Here is a 16,232-nt window from a genome sequence, read left to right as displayed (position 1 = left end):
TTAATTTTGCCTAATAAATTTTGTGATTTATGGTTCATATTGCATAACATTTGGTACAATAATATTAGTAACAAATTAAACTTAAAACTAAATTATAAAACAAAAATAATTACGTTATATAAAAGGGGATAAATTGGCATGTGTGGATTTTGTGGATATGTAAACCAAAAAGATGTTCCTACTGATACTATCAGTAAAATGGCAGATCGAATTAAGCATCGTGGCCCTGATGATGAACAATATTTTCAAGATGAGAAGGTTTCAATGGGCTTTAGAAGGTTATCAATTATTGATTTAGCTCATGGAGGACAACCTTTATTTAGTAAAGACCAAAAGAAGGTATTAACCTTTAATGGTGAAATCTATAACTATAAAGAAATTAGAGCAGAACTACAAGAACAAGGATATGAATTTGAAACTGATGTTGATTCAGAAGTTTTAATTCGTGGATATGAAGCTTGGGGTTCAGGCTTATTAAAAAAACTTCGTGGAATGTATGCATTTGTCATTTATGATAAATCTAATAATGAAATTTTTGGTGCAAGAGACCATTTTGGGATTAAACCATTATATTATTATGATGATGGTAATACATTTATGTATGCTTCTGAAATCAAAGCATTTTTGAGTAATCCAGCTTTTAATAAAAAATTGAACATTGGATTATTACCAATTCATTTAAGCTTTGAATTTATTCCTTCAGAGGAAACAATGTTTGAAAATGTTTATAAAGTGATGCCTGGTACATACTTTGTCCATCATATTGATAGTAAAGAAACAGAAACTCATCGTTACTACCATTTTAACTATGATCATATTGATAATTCACAAACTGTTGAAGGCGATGCCAAAAAAATTGAAGGCCTTGTGAAAGATTCAGTTAAAACTCACATGGTTTCTGATGTTGAAGTGGGTAGTTTCTTATCCAGTGGGGTTGATTCAAGTTACGTATTAAATGAAGCTTCTAAATTAAAACCTATTAAATCATTTTCATTAGGCTTTGATAATTCAAAATACAGTGAATTATCCTGGTCTACTGATTTTGCTAACCAAATTGGTCAAGAAAATACACCAATTAAGATTACTGATGATGACTACTTTAATTTCTTACCAACTATGATGTATTACATGGATGAACCATTGTCTAATCCATCAGCTATTCAATTATTTTATTTGTCAAAGGGTACTAGAAAACAAGTTAAAGTGGCTTTATCTGGTGAAGGTGCTGATGAATTCTTTGGTGGATATAACACTTATCTTGAAGCTAAACCGTTTGAAAGATATCAAAAATATGTTCCTGGATTTATTAGAAAATCATTAGCCGCAATGGTTACTAAATTACCAAGATTCCATGGTCGTCGTTTCTTAATTCGTGGTGCACAACCATTAAGTGAACGTTATTATCGTGTAAACTACGTCTTTAATTATGATGATAGAAATCGTTTATTGAAAGATCCCAGTTTAAACCGTGATTCTGGCGCATATTCAAAACATATTTTTGATGAAGTGAAAGATAAAGATGAAATGACCCAAATGCAATACTTCGACATTAATACTTGGTTGCCATTTGATATTTTACAAAAAGCTGATCGTATGAGTATGGCTAATTCTCTTGAAGTTAGAACTCCATTGGTTGATAAAGAAATTGCTGAATTTGCTTCAACAATGCCAATTAAAACGCGTATTAATGATGAGGGAACTAAAATTTCATTGAGAAAAGCTGCTGAAAATGCGCTTCCTGAAAAAGTTGCAATGAAAGAAAAATTAGGTTTCCCATCACCAATTGCTTCTTGGATTAGAGAACCTAAATTCCATAAGCGTATTGTTCGTGCATTTACTTCAGATGTCGCACAAAAGTTCTTTAATACTGATGAATTGATGAGAATTCTTAAAGAGCATGATGAAGGTAAATCTAGTATGCAAAAAATTATGACCCCTTATCTATTTATTATCTGGTATGAAGTTTACTTCCCAGAAGATACTGATGCAGATACTATTAATAAAGTAAAATTACAAGCATAAATTTAAATGTTAGGAAATGAATTTTAATGTCACTTGGAATTAATGAAATCAAAACAATTTTATCTGAACATAACTTACTAATTAAAATTGTTCCTAATAAAAATGAACAATTTGATGATGTGACTTATGATTCAAGAAATGTTCATAACAACGCTTTATTTTTCTGTAAGGGAAACTTTAAACCAGAGTATTTAACAATGGCAAAAGCTGCTGGTGCTTCTGGCTATGTATCTGAAAAAAAATACGCAGAAGGAAGCAATTTAACGCAAATTATTGTAAATGATGTACAAAAGGCAATGTCTCTTATAGGCGCTGCCTTTTATCGCTATCCAGAGAATGATTTATTTACGATCGCTTATACTGGGACAAAAGGTAAAACTACGTCTGCATATTTTGCCAGAAGTATTTTAGATAATACTACTAATAACAAAACAGGATTACTATCAACAATTGATACCATTGTTGGCAATAATCCTGATCAAAAATTTAAATCACATCTTACGACACCTGAGTCCTTAGATATCTTTAAATATATGCGTATGGCTGTTGATAATGGGATGACTCACATGGTTATGGAAGTTTCTTCTCAAGCATATAAGAAGGACCGTGTTTATGGGCTGAAATATAATATCGGATTATTTTTAAATATTTCTCCTGATCACATTGGACCTAATGAACATCCAACATTTGCTGATTATTTGCACTGTAAAGAACAACTTTTAATAAATTCGGATGCTTGCATTATTAATGCTGATACTGATCATTTTGAAGACATTTATATGGCTGCCAAAGCTACTACTCAACCGGAAGATATTTATCTATTTAGTGATCATGATCAATCTTTGATTGATAATCGTCATCCAGATTTCATATTTGATAGTATCTCAGATACCATTAGTGATAATAAAATTAAGCTAGTTTCCAATAATAAAAAAGCTAAAGCTATGAAATTAGATGGCGAATATAAAATTGCTGTAGCAGGAGATTATAATGAATCTAATGCAACTTCAGCAATTATTGCTACCGGCTTGGCTGGTGCAAACAGCGATGATGTAAGCAGTGGACTAGCCACTGTATTTGTACCAGGCAGAATGGAATCTTATGATGCTAAAAATCATGGAAATGTGTATGTTGATTACGCTCATAATTATGCTAGTATGCATGCTTTATTGAGCTTTTTAAAACATGGTAATCCTGATGGCAAAGTAATTGTAGTTGTGGGTAGTCCTGGTAATAAAGGAGAAGATCGTAGAAAAGGATTTGGAATGGCATTAACTGAAAATGCAGATGAAGCCTTTTTAACGACCGATGATCCTGCATTTGAAGATCCGTCTGCAATTGTTGATGAAATTGATTCCTACATTGATCATAATAAAGTTAATGTGCATATTGAATTAGATCGTCGTTTAGCTATTAGTAAGGCTATTCATTCTGGCGATAAAAATTCTATAATAGTAGTAGCAGGTAAGGGAAGAGATCCTTATCAAAAAATAAACGGTGTTGATACTCCTTACGAAACCGACTCCGTTGTAGTCAAAAATGTTTTGAAAGGAATAGAAAATGAGTAATAATACATCAGAATTTACGGTTGTACTACTAGGTAGTGATTTTAATGCTTATGGTATGGCCAGATCTTTATATGAAAAATACGGTAAGCCAGTTAAAGCTTATGCTGAAAAAGCTTTGGCACCTACAAGATATACTAAAATTATAGATTTATCTTTAATTGACGGATTTAGTGAAGATCCTAAGTGGATTGAAGAAATGCTTAAATTAAAACAAAAATACTCTAAACATTCTGAACCAGTAATTTTAATTGGTTGTGGTGATGGATATGCAGAGTTAATTTCTAAGCATAAGGATGAATTAGATGATGTATTTATTTGTCCATATGTTGACTATGAATTGATTAAAAAATTAAACAGTAAAGAGAATTTTTATAAAGAATGTGAGAAATTTTCTTTACCATATCCTAAAACTAGAATTATTAGTAAAAGCGAATATGAAAGCAATGAAGATATTGAACAACCATTTGGCTATCCGGTGGCTTTAAAACCTACTAATAGTGTTGAATGGTTAGATATTCATTTTGAAGGTCGAAAAAAAGCGTTTACTATTAAATCAGAATCCGAATTTAAAGAGATTATTGGTAAAATATATGATAATGGCTATACATCAGACTTAATTTTGCAAGACTTTATTCCTGGTGATGATAGTAACATGAGAACTTTAAATGCTTATGTTGATAAAAATCATAAAGTTAAGATGATGTGTTTGGGGCATCCCTTATTAGAGGATCCATCACCATCATCAATTGGCAATTATGTAGCTATACTACCCGAATATAATGAAAAATTATATTCAATGGTAAAAACTTTTCTAGAAGAAATTAATTTTACTGGATATGCTAACTTTGATATGAAATATGATATTCGTGATAATTCATTCAAACTGTTTGAAATTAACTTAAGACAGGGTAGAAGTAGTTTCTTTGTTAGTTTAAATGGTTATAATCTTTCTGATTGGGCTGTTCAAGATTATGCTTTTGATAGCTTAAAGGATAAAAACACAGTTTATGCTAATAAGGATAAATCCAAATATTGGTTATGGTTAGGTGTCGGAAAAGATGTCTTTAAAAAGTATACTAAAGATAATAAAGACAAAGAATATGCTATGAAACTAATAAATAATCATCAATATGGAACAACTTTTTGGTATAACAAAGATCGTAACTTCAAACGATGGATGTTAGTAACTTGGATGAAGCATATTTATGCTAAAAATTTTCAAAAATATTTTACAAATAAATAGGAAATGATTTTATGAAAAACTTTTTTTCAATTATTGGTGGAATGGGGACAGAAGCAACTGAAAGTTATATTCATGTTTTGAATAAGCGGACGCCTGCTCACTCTGATCAAGATTATTTAAATTATATATTAGTGAATCATGCTACGATTCCTGATCGTACGGATTATATTTTGGACAATTCTAAACCTAATCCATTAGTCCCGCTTATCGATGATATTAAGCAACAGAGTTCTTTAAAACCTGATTTTTTTGTCATTCCATGTAATACTGCCCATTATTTTTATAATGAACTTCAATCAGCTACTGATATACCCATTTTGCATATGCCTAAAGAAGCTGTTAAAGAAATAGGTCGAGTATATCCTAAAGCCAAAAAAGTTGGCTTAATTGCTACTCGAGGAACTATTTATGACGGTATATACGATAATGAAATTAGTAATTTCAATTATGAATTAGTTAAACCAACTAAGCACATTGAAGATGAAACTATGGATTTGATTTATAAATATATCAAAGAGAAAAATACGGTCAATGCTGAATTGTATCACCATATTTTGGACGAAATGATTAATGAAATGGGCTGTGATGTAGTTATCTTGGGTTGTACTGAATTATCGTTGGCTCAAGAGCGAGCATCCAATCATAATCACCCTTTAATTGATGCTCAATCTGTTCTTGTTGATCGAACTATTGATATGGCTTTGCATAATAAATGAAAATAACGTAATCCTTATTGAAAGAGGATTACGTTATTTGTTTATAATTATTAAATTGAAAGTTAATAACAATATTATGGATAATATAAGTAATAACATGTTTGTGTTTATTAGGTGACTTCTTTGCTTATTTGAATAGTTTATTTCTACCATAATTGATGAGGTTATTACTAAAATAATAGTAATTGATGACTCAAAATTGTTATTATGAAAAACACGAAATGATAAGATGCTATCAAACATAAACAAAAGTATATACAGTATTCTGCTAATGATTAGCCAATTAATGATTCTTTTTACTGAAATTCTAGTTAGGCCTATTAATATTGATATCGCATATATTAATATTGTTATAATTACAATGAATATAAGCATTTTATCATCTCCTTTTTAGTAATTTTAACATAAAAGTTGTTTATAATTTGAATTTATAAATTATAAATGGTAGTATAAGCAAAAACTAAAGTTAGAAGTGATTTTCTTGTCTAGAAAAATTGGAATAATTGGAATTGGTCACGTAGGTTCTACAGTTGCCCATTATATAGTTGCAAATGGTTTTGCTGATGATCTAGTATTAATTGATAAAAATGAAGAAAAAGTTAACTCAGATGCATTAGATTTTCAAGATGCGATGCCAAATTTACCATTTCATACAAATATTTATATTAATGATTATTCAGCCTTAAGTGACGCTGACGTTATTATTTCAGCTTTAGGGAATATCGATTTAATTAAGCAAGCTCATGGTAATGATCGTTTTGCTGAATTAGCTAACAACGTTGAAGCTGTTAAGTCAGTGTCTGCTAAGATTAAAAAATCTGGTTTTAATGGTGTCTTAGACGTTATTACTAATCCTGTTGATGTTATTACTTCGATTTATCAAAAAGAAACTGGATTATCAAAAGAAAAAGTTATTGGAACTGGTACTTTGCTAGACTCTGCTAGAATGAAACGAGCAGTTGCTGACAAACTGAATATTGATCCTAGATCAGTTGATGGTTATAACTTAGGTGAGCATGGTAATTCTCAATTTACTGCTTGGTCAACTGTCAGAGTATTTGGGGAACCAATTACAAATTTGGTTAAAGAAAAGAGTTTGGACTTAGACGCTCTTGATCGAGATGCTAGAGATGGAGGGTTCACTGTTTTTAAAGGTAAGTTCTATACTAATTATGGAGTTGCTACTGCTGCAGTAAAATTAGCAAATGCAATTATTTCGGATGCTAAGTCACAATTAGTAGTATCAAATTATCGCAAGGAATATGGTGTTTATTTATCATATCCAGCAATTGTTGGTAAAAATGGAATTGAAAAACAAATTAACCTAAATTTAACAAAAGAAGAACTAGAAAAATTACAATATTCTGCTGACTTTATTAACCAAAAATTTGAAGAAAATAAATAATATATATTTATTAAAATTTATTCTTGCTATTGTTGAAATTGTTTGATAATATCAATAACACAAATTTATCAAATGAGGTGAAAACTTTGGCTGAATTAAAAATTGGTGACTATATATCTGCTCCACGTTTTGGTTATTTGAAGCATGATTTCGCTGGAACTGTTGACAAAATTTATGAAAATTCTGTAATGGTTCTTATTAATGAACATCATAAAGATGATGATGTAGTAATTAATGAATATAACCAAAGAGCAATTGTAAGTAAAAAGAAAGCAAAAATTGCTAAAAAATAATATCAACTAAATTGTATATGCATTATTGTGCAACGTATGATATAATTTATTTGTATCTGCGGGTATAGTTTAGTGGTAAAATATAAGCTTCCCAAGCTTAAGTCGCGGGTCCGATTCCCGTTACCCGCTTAGTGATTATCACTACCTAAGTGGATTTTATATATTCGATAATAAAAGATTAGTAGGTATGTTTTGATATTTAGCGACTTCGGATTTGGTGAAAGCCGAAGAATCAAGCATATTGAATTCGTACTTTTTAGAATATTTTATAATAAAATAAGCGGATATATAATATCAATTAGAGTGGTACCGCGGGTTATCTCGTCTCTTGCAGTCTTTTTACTGTAAGAGACTTTTTTATTGGAGGAAAATATAATGGAAAATAAAGAACTAGTTGCCAAAGCATTGTCCAATGCTTTAGATGGTACATTGAATGTTGAAGACATTATAAATAAAATTGAACGTCCTAAAGATTCAAAAATGGGAGACTTAGCTTTTCCTACTTTTATTTTAGCTAAAAAATTCAGAAAAGCACCTCAACAAATCGCATCAGATATTGTAGAAAAAATTGATCAAAATGATTTTGATCATGTTGAAGCTGCAGGACCTTATGTTAACTTTTTCTTAGATAAGGCTAAATATAGTGAAAATGTTATCGCAAATGTTTTATCACAAGCATCAAACTATGGTCAAAATAATGATGGTAATGGTGGTAATGTTACTATCGATATGTCGTCACCTAATATTGCTAAACCAATTTCAATGGGTCATTTAAGATCGACTGTAATTGGTAATTCAGTTGCTAATATTTTAAGCAAGAATGGTTATAAACCTATTAAGGATAATCATTTAGGTGATTGGGGAACTCAATTTGGTAAGCTAATTACTGCATACTTAATGTGGGGTAATGAAGAAGACGTCAAAAAGGATCCTATCAATAATTTAGTTAAATACTATGTTAAATTCCATAAAGTTGATAAAGAAAAGCCTGAACTAGACGATGTGGCTAGAGATTGGTTTAGAAAACTTGAAAATGGTGATGAAGAAGCAACTAAGCTTTGGAAATGGTTCCGTGAAGTATCTATTGAAGCATTCGAAAAAATATATGATAAATTAGGTGTTTCTTTTGACACTTATAATGGGGAAGCTTTTTATAACGATAAACTTCAAGGGGTAGTTGATGACCTTGATAAAAAGGGCCTATTGACTAAGTCTCAAGGTGCTACCATTGTTGATTTGGATAAATACAATCTAAATCCAGCACTTATCTTAAAGAGTGATGGCGCATCATTATACATTACTAGAGATATTGCCACTGCAATGTATAGAGATGAAACTTATCATCCAGCAATGAATTTATATGTTGTTGGCTCAGAACAAACATATTACTTCAAACAATTGAAGGCTGTTTTAACTGAAATGGGTATTCCTTCAGCTAAAGATTTACATCATATTCCATTTGGCCTAATTACAGTTAATGGTAAAAAACTTTCAACTAGATCTGGAAGAATTATTTTATTAGATGAAGTATTAGATGATTCGATTGAAATTGCTAGGAAACAAATTGCTGAAAAGAATCCAGACTTACCTAATAAAGATGAAGTTGCTAAAGAAGTTGGAGTTGGAGCAATTGTCTTTGGTGATTTACAAAATGAAAAGATAAATAATATTGATTTTAACCTAGAAGATCAACTAAGATTTGAAGGGGAAACAGGTCCTTATGTACAATATGCACGTGCACGTGCTGAAAGTATTTTAAGAAAATCTGGTAAGACCGAATTCAGTATTTCTGATAATAAACTTAATGATGCAGAATCATGGAATATTGTTAAATTACTTAATGACTTTCCTCAAATGGTTAAATTGGCATGCTCTGAATTTGAACCTTCAGTTATTGCTAAGTACTCATTAAGACTTGCAAAAGCATTTAATAAATATTATGCTCACACCAAAATCTTAGATGATGATGATGAAAAAGATGCACGTTTATCATTAGTTAAATCTGTATCTATTGTTTTAAAAGAATCATTAAGAATATTAGGTGTTAAATCTCCTGAAGAAATGTAAGATATAGGAAAGCACATTTAACTTTTGTTAAATGTGCTTTCTTTTTTACCCATATTTTGTCATTTTGGGTTAAAATAGAACTATTATAATTTCCTACTAACTAAAGGAGAAAATTTAATATATGAAAGAAAGTTATACTAAAAAGCATAATCTAAAAAATATATGGTATAAATATCAAATTGCAAGATGGATTATTGTAACTGTATTATCCTTTATTTTTATAGTAAGTGCTTATTGTACCTATGTAGCTAAGACAACCGATGTTCGTAATCTACAGTCTTCGCTTGAAAAATCTACGGTAATTTATGATGCTAATAATAACAATGCTGGTAAAATATATTCACAAAAAGGAACTTATGTTGGATATAAAAATATTTCTTCTAATCTTCCTAATGCTATTTTATCTACTGAAGATCGTAATTTTTATCATGAATATGGATTTTCTGTAAAAGGCTTTTCGAGAGCTATGTTATCAGTTGCTAAAAATAAAATTATGCATCGTAATTATATTAGTGGTGGAGGTAGTACTTTAACTCAACAATTGGTTAAGAACGCTTATTTAACTCAAGAGCAGACCTTTAGCCGTAAATTAAAAGAACTATTTCTTTCTATTCAAGTAGAAAATATTTATTCTAAAAAAAGTATTTTAACTATGTATATGAATAATGCCTATTTTGGGAATGGAGTTTATGGTGTTCAAGACGCATCTAAACGATATTTTGGCATGGATGCTAAAGATTTACCTATTCAAGATGCAGCAGTGATTGCTGGAATGCTAACTAATCCAAGTGCATATAATCCAGTTGATCATCCAGGATTGGCGCTTCAAAGAAGAAATACAGTATTACAGTTAATGGTTGAAAATGATAAGTTAAATCAATCAACTGCTAATAATCTGAAAAAAATACCAATACACGTGGTTAATGATTACAAATATACTGATAGTTATAAATATCCTTACTACTTTGATTCAGTTATTGATGAAGCTATTAATCAGTATGGACTTTCTGAATCAGATATTATGAATCGTGGTTATAAGATTTATACTAATTTAAATCAAAATCAGCAATCTAATATGCAAAATGATTTTGCTAACGATAGCATGTTTCCTAGTAATGCTAGTGATGGAACTAAAGTACAAGCTGCTTCAGTTGCTGTTAATCCAAGTAATGGTGGTGTTAGTGCAGTTGTTGGTGGTCGTGGTGAACATGTCTTTAGAGGATATAATCGTGCCACTCAAATTAAAAGGCAGCCTGGTTCCACTATGAAACCTTTAGCTGTTTATACTCCAGCTCTGCAAAATGGTTATAATTATGATTCCACTTTGGTTAATAAAAAACTGTCATATGGTAAGAACAAATATACACCTGAAAACTATGGCAATTCTTATACAGGTAGTGTTCCAATGTATAAAGCTTTAGCTGATAGTATGAATGCACCTGCGGTATGGCTATTAAATAAAATAGGTGCCAATGAAGGATATCAATCAGTTAAATCATTTGGATTACCCATTCATAAAAGCGATAATAATTTAGCTTTAGCTTTAGGTGGGCTTTCAAGTGGAGTTTCACCACAACAAATGGCTGGTGCATACACCGCTTTTGCTAATAATGGTAATATGACTACACCTCATTATATTAGGAAAATTGTTGATTCTTCTGGAAAAGTAATTGTAAATAATGATCAAAATCAATCCAAAAAGATTATGTCTAAAAAAGTTGCACAACAAATGACAAGTATGATGTTAGGTGTATTTAATAATGGGACTGGTGTTGGTGCTAAGCCATATGGATATCAGATTGCTGGTAAAACTGGTAGTACGGAAGCAGATAATACAGGTGATTCTGATGCTACTCGTGATAAATGGATAATTGGATATACTCCTAAAGTAGTTGTTGCTACTTGGGAAGGATTTGATAATACTAACAAAAATCATCATTTAGAAAATCTTAGTGGTAATGGAGTTGGTCCTTTATTTAGAAATGAAATGCAACATATACTACCTAATGCAGGTGATAATAAATTTGATGTACAGGATGCTCAAACTCAATATGAAGATGAACATCAACCAAAAGCCAAAAAATCTCAATCTGGTATTTGGCATGATGTACAAGAAGGTGCAAGTAATTTCACTAACAATGTTGGTAAAGGATTTAACAGTTTAAAAAAGGGTGCTAGTGATTTATTTAATAGTGCAAAAAAATATATTGATCAATAGAAATTGACCAATATATACAAAACGTCGTATCATTAATATACTAATGATATGACGTTTTATTTATATAAGGAGTTATTACATTGAAATTTATTCATGCTGCAGATTTACATTTAGAAAGCCCATTTGAAGGACTTATGGATGATGAAATACCACAAAAATTATGGGAAAAAATCTTTAATTCAACTTTTTTGGCTTTTAGTAATCTTGTTCAAGATGCAATTAATCAAAAAGTTGACTTTGTATTACTGTCAGGGGACTTATTTGATCGTGATAATCAAACTCCTAAAACTTATAATTTCTTTTATGGAGAATTAGATAAATTGAATGCAGCTGATGTTAAAATATTTATGATATTTGGAAATCATGATTATTTAAATATATCTGCTTCTGATCTGAAACTGCCCAATAATGTTTATGTATTTGGTAATCAAGTTGAAACTAAAACTTTTAATTTAAATGATAAGAAAATTGCAATTACTGGTTTTAGTTATGAAAATCGTTGGATTAACGATAAAATGATTGATAATTATCCTGTGAAATCAAATGTTGATTTTCAAATTGGGATGTTACATGGTAGTGAAGCAAACACCGGTGATAATTATGCACCGTTTACTATTAACGATTTATTAGATAAGAAATATGATTATTGGGCATTGGGTCATATACATAAAATGCAACAACTTAATGCTAATCCTCCTATTTATTATTCTGGAAATATTCAGGGACGTCATAAAAATGAGTCCGGAAGCAAAGGTTACCTTTTAATCAATGAAGTAAACGGTAATTTGAACGTTTCATTTAATGAAACTTCAGTTATTATTTGGGATAATTTAACAATTAATATTAATGAAAATAATACCAATCAAATTATCAATGATTTGATGAGCCAAATTTATAAAAATAAATATTCTAAAATTCATTTATTAGAGATTACATTTAATATAAATAAGAATTTATTGAATATTAATCACGATGAATTATTATCAAAAATTCAAAATACATTAAGAGAAGAATATGATAATTTAAATGCTTGGGTTTATGATATTCGATTTAGTATTAACGATAATGAAAAAATATCAAATATTGATGATGATATTTGGCAAGAAGCTGCTGAATCTATCTTTACTAAAGATAATATTATGGATATATCAAAAAGTTTATCTAAATATGATTTCATTCAAAATCACTTGGATAATAATATTCAAGATAATCTACTTAAACAAGCTAAAATTAATTTGTTGGGCAATAAGGGGAATATAGATGAAGATTAATCAGATAAAAGTTTATGGATATGGTAAATGGCAAAATCAAACTTTTAATTTAAATAAAAACAATTTACAAATTATTTATGGAGATAATGAATCAGGTAAAACAACATTATTAAGTTTAATAATGGGCATATTATTTGGATATAAAGATGGTCGTGGACATTCCTATGAGCAATATATTCCTAAAGAAACTAGTTCTTATGGTGGCAGCTTATCTATTACTACCGATGATAATCGCAATTTTTTGGTCAAAAGAATCTCTGGAACTCATGGTGGAAAATTAAGTATTTATGATTTAGATAATGAGTGCGATACGGATTCAAATATCTTGTCTAATATATTAGGTCCAATTGACCGTGAAACTTTTGAACATATCTTTTACTTTGGAGATTTAAATATTAGAGATATTTCAAGATTAAATAATAATGAACTAATTGAAAGAATCCAAAAAGTAGGATTTGTTGGTAGTAACGAATGGATCTCAATTAATGATAACTTAGATAAAGACGCTAAGGCTTTGTACGCCCCTAATGGTAGGAAGCCACCTTTAAATATAAAGCTAAGGGATTATGAAAAACTATTAACTAAAATTAATGATAGTAAGTGTAATATTAACGAATATGAAAATTATTTATATAATAATCAATTGGCTAAAAAACAGGTGGGTCATCTAGATAGTCAAATTAAAGACTTAGATAATAAAATTTATACGCTAAATAATCATAAAAATAATTGGCCTTTATATAAGCAATTAAATAACCATAAAAACTTAAATATAAAGTCTGRTTTTGACGATTCTTCTAAAAACAAATTATATTTGATTGAAAATAATATTGAATTAAATAACAAGCAAATTGAAATTATTAATAATCAGATAAATGATTCAAAAAATAATGTTCATCAAAGTCCTCAATTAAATTTTTATGAACAAAATGAGAGCAAAATTGATGACTTATATAATTCATCTGAATCAATTAATGAGCTAGTTAATTCATTTAATATTAAAAAACAACTTATAAATGATTATCAAGCCAAGCAAAAATCATTTAATGAACATAAAGTTAAATTAAGTGTGGATGATGAAAATAATATAACTAGACTGAATAATCTTAATAATAACAGGGGATTAAATACTTTAAGTAACATTATAAAATTAATATTTTTGGCTTTAGGAATAATACTAATTGCTATTCTACCCGGTATTTTAAAAATAATAGGTTTAATTTTAGCAAGTTTGGCTCTATATTTATATATTATAAAATATAATCAAGTAAATAATTTTAATAAACAAATTCAATTTTACAAAGATAAATATGGCTTTAATAGTAATAATCCTCAACAGTGGTTGATGCAAAATAATAATATGACCAATAGCCTCCAAGATGATATTAATAAATATAAAAATGAATTAATTGAAATTAAGAAAGAAGTTAATGATTATTTTGATAATTGGCGTTTCGCTGAAGATTATATCGACTTAAGCAAAAATTATGTTAATAATATGTCTATAATCGATGGCTTTGTTAAAAACAATAAAAAAGTTATCGCTGAAAATAATCGTTTAACAAAAACAATTAATAAATATTTATTTCAAAAAAATGAATTAGTAAATAAAAAAGAAAAATTAAAAAAGCAATTAACTGATTTTCTTGAGAAAAGAAATGTTCATACCTCTAATGAATTTAATGATGAGTTTGATAAACAACAAACTGTTATTCAGGAAACTAAAAGACAAACCGATATTAAACAACAACTTGGTGAAAATGAAATTGAATTACTTAAAAAATTTCAAAGTGAAAATGAAATTGAAAATAAGTTAAAGGAACATAAAAATTTACAATTGAAAATAAAACAACAAATGCTAGAAAAAAGTAAAAGCATTGAGAAAAATAACTTGAATATTCAACGATTGACCTCAGATGGTACTTATCAAGATTTAGAACAAAAAAAGGCCAACTTAGAAACTGAAATTAACGGGATGGTTGATGATTGGTTAACTATGAAATTATCTGGACAATGGATTGATAAGGCATTGAATATTGCAACGGCAGATAGAATTCCCATGTTTCAAGAAAAAGCTAATGAATATTTTGGATTATTAACTAATCATAATTATATAAAAATAACCTACTATAAGAGTAAATTGAAAGTGACTAGAAAAGATAAACTTCAATTTGATGCAGGAGAATTATCAAGAGGAACAATTGAACAATTATACTTATCATTAATATTATCGCTAGCAGTTGTCTTTGGTCGTGATTATAAAATGCCCATTATTATTGATGATGGTTTTAATGAATTTGATTTTGATCGTTCACATAATGCATATAAATTGCTTGATCAAATTAGTGAATCATTACAAATAATATATGTAACTTGTAATGAAAATGTTTTTGAATATTATAATTTAGATAATATAATCAATCTAAACGAAAAATAAAAGGGCTCCCATAAGGGAACCCTTTTATTATAATTTAGATTAGTTATTTGAATTGCTTAGGAATGAAGATAAGATGTTTTGTAGATCTTTATCTTTAATTTCTACTCCACCATTCTTAAGAATCTTAGCAACAACATTCTTTTGAAGGGTAGGGTCTTTGATTTTACTTTCAGCAATTTGATCTTTTAATTCTGAAGTATAATCTTTGTATGATGAACCTTTCTTAGGATGGTTAACCATTTGAATAATTTGGTATCCAGCCTTAGTCTTTACAGGTTCTTTGGTGTATTCACCATTTGATAGCTTGTATGCAGCTTTTACAAATGATGAATCAAGACTTGTATTTGTATTATCAAATGCAGCTAATTTACCGCCGTTATTCTTGTTAGCAGAATCCTTTGAGTACTTCTTAGCTAGTTCAGCAAAGTTTTTGCCTTTCTTGTCGTTAAGTTGTTCAATAACCTTGTTAGCAGTATCTTTATCTGAAACTAAGATTTCATTAACAGTAACCTTAGGTTCAAATGATTTGAACTGCTTTTCAAGATCTTTATTTGAAATTTTAACATTGTCTTTTAATGCAGCTTGCAATAATAAATTGGATTTAATTCCATCTTTGTATGATTGTTCGGTCATACCTTGTTGTTGTAAAGCAGCATCAAATTGTGAACCGTATTGACTCTTAGTTTGGTTAAATTGAGCATTAATATCTTTTGATGAAACTTTATCACCATATTGTTTGTTTAAGACTTTGTCTAAAATCATTTGTTGTAAAACTTGTTTACCATTAGAAGTGTTTTTCATACTGCTATAGTATTCACTTTGTGTAATTTTACCACCATTGGTAACAGCAACTGTTTTGCTACCACAAGCAACTAATGAAACACTCATTAAAGCAGCAGCCATACCGACTAACCATTTTTTGTTCATAAATTTAACACATCCATTTCTGAAATTTAAATAACCATTTTTAACTATAACATACCAATGCATAT

At 29.1% G+C, this 16,232-nt stretch carries 11 protein-coding genes and 1 tRNA gene; 11 read left to right on the top strand and 1 reads right to left on the bottom strand.

All coding sequences use genetic code 11. The features are described 5' to 3' along the window. Positions 1–138: 138 nt before the first annotated feature. The 11 genes from asnB to C7N71_RS03645 all read left to right on the top strand — a co-directional run bounded on the left by asnB (position 139) and on the right by C7N71_RS03645 (position 15,240). Complete coding sequence (asnB, locus tag C7N71_RS03695; protein ID WP_105987800.1) at positions 139–2,022, top strand: asparagine synthase (glutamine-hydrolyzing); 1,884 nt, start codon at positions 139–141, stop codon at positions 2,020–2,022. A gap of 26 nt (positions 2,023–2,048) precedes the next feature. Beyond that, entirely contained in the window at positions 2,049–3,590 is a 1,542-nt protein-coding gene (locus C7N71_RS03690; RefSeq protein WP_105987799.1) for a UDP-N-acetylmuramoyl-L-alanyl-D-glutamate--2,6-diaminopimelate ligase, read from the top strand. Next, entirely contained in the window at positions 3,583–4,833 is a 1,251-nt protein-coding gene (locus tag C7N71_RS03685; protein WP_105987798.1) for a carboxylate--amine ligase, read from the top strand. Before C7N71_RS03690 ends, C7N71_RS03685 begins: the two co-directional genes overlap by 8 nt. A gap of 11 nt (positions 4,834–4,844) precedes the next feature. Next, positions 4,845–5,549 (top strand): amino acid racemase, encoded by a 705-nt coding sequence (locus tag C7N71_RS03680; protein ID WP_105987797.1) that lies wholly within the window; start codon positions 4,845–4,847, stop codon positions 5,547–5,549. Between the two features lie 481 nt (positions 5,550–6,030). Beyond that, positions 6,031–6,954: an L-lactate dehydrogenase gene (locus C7N71_RS03675; RefSeq protein ID WP_105987796.1), complete on the top strand. Its 924-nt coding sequence runs from the start codon at positions 6,031–6,033 to the stop codon at positions 6,952–6,954. 86 nt (positions 6,955–7,040) lie between these two features. Beyond that, the gene (locus tag C7N71_RS03670; RefSeq protein WP_105964475.1) at positions 7,041–7,247 is read left to right on the top strand and encodes a DUF2187 domain-containing protein; all 207 of its coding nucleotides are present in this window, start codon (positions 7,041–7,043) and stop codon (positions 7,245–7,247) included. A 58-nt stretch (positions 7,248–7,305) separates the two neighbouring features. Continuing rightward, positions 7,306–7,376, top strand: a tRNA-Gly gene (locus C7N71_RS03665). A 246-nt stretch (positions 7,377–7,622) separates the two neighbouring features. Continuing rightward, positions 7,623–9,314, top strand: a complete 1,692-nt coding sequence (gene argS / locus C7N71_RS03660) for an arginine--tRNA ligase (RefSeq protein WP_105987795.1) — start codon at positions 7,623–7,625, stop codon at positions 9,312–9,314. Between the two features lie 121 nt (positions 9,315–9,435). Beyond that, positions 9,436–11,532 carry a transglycosylase domain-containing protein gene (locus C7N71_RS03655; protein ID WP_105987794.1) on the top strand — a complete coding sequence of 699 codons (2,097 nt, stop codon included), beginning with the start codon at positions 9,436–9,438 and terminating at the stop codon, positions 11,530–11,532. An 80-nt stretch (positions 11,533–11,612) separates the two neighbouring features. Further along, entirely contained in the window at positions 11,613–12,803 is a 1,191-nt protein-coding gene (locus C7N71_RS03650) for a metallophosphoesterase family protein (RefSeq protein WP_157944349.1), read from the top strand. Next, positions 12,793–15,240, top strand: coding sequence for an ATP-binding protein (locus tag C7N71_RS03645; RefSeq protein ID WP_105987792.1), 2,448 nt, complete (start codon positions 12,793–12,795; stop codon positions 15,238–15,240). The genes C7N71_RS03650 and C7N71_RS03645 overlap by 11 nt, the downstream gene beginning before the upstream one ends. A gap of 39 nt (positions 15,241–15,279) precedes the next feature. On the opposite strand, the gene C7N71_RS03640 is transcribed toward C7N71_RS03645, so the two are convergent. Further along, the gene (locus C7N71_RS03640; protein ID WP_105987791.1) at positions 15,280–16,167 is read right to left on the bottom strand and encodes a peptidylprolyl isomerase; all 888 of its coding nucleotides are present in this window, start codon (positions 16,165–16,167) and stop codon (positions 15,280–15,282) included. Between the last annotated feature and the right edge of the window lie 65 nt (positions 16,168–16,232).

The organism is Apilactobacillus timberlakei (assembly GCF_002993965.1).
In the GTDB taxonomy this organism is placed as follows: Bacteria; Bacillota; Bacilli; order Lactobacillales; family Lactobacillaceae; genus Apilactobacillus; species Apilactobacillus timberlakei.
The sequence above is the reverse complement of the archived record's forward strand: the minus strand, read 5'-3'. Positions and strand labels throughout refer to the sequence as shown.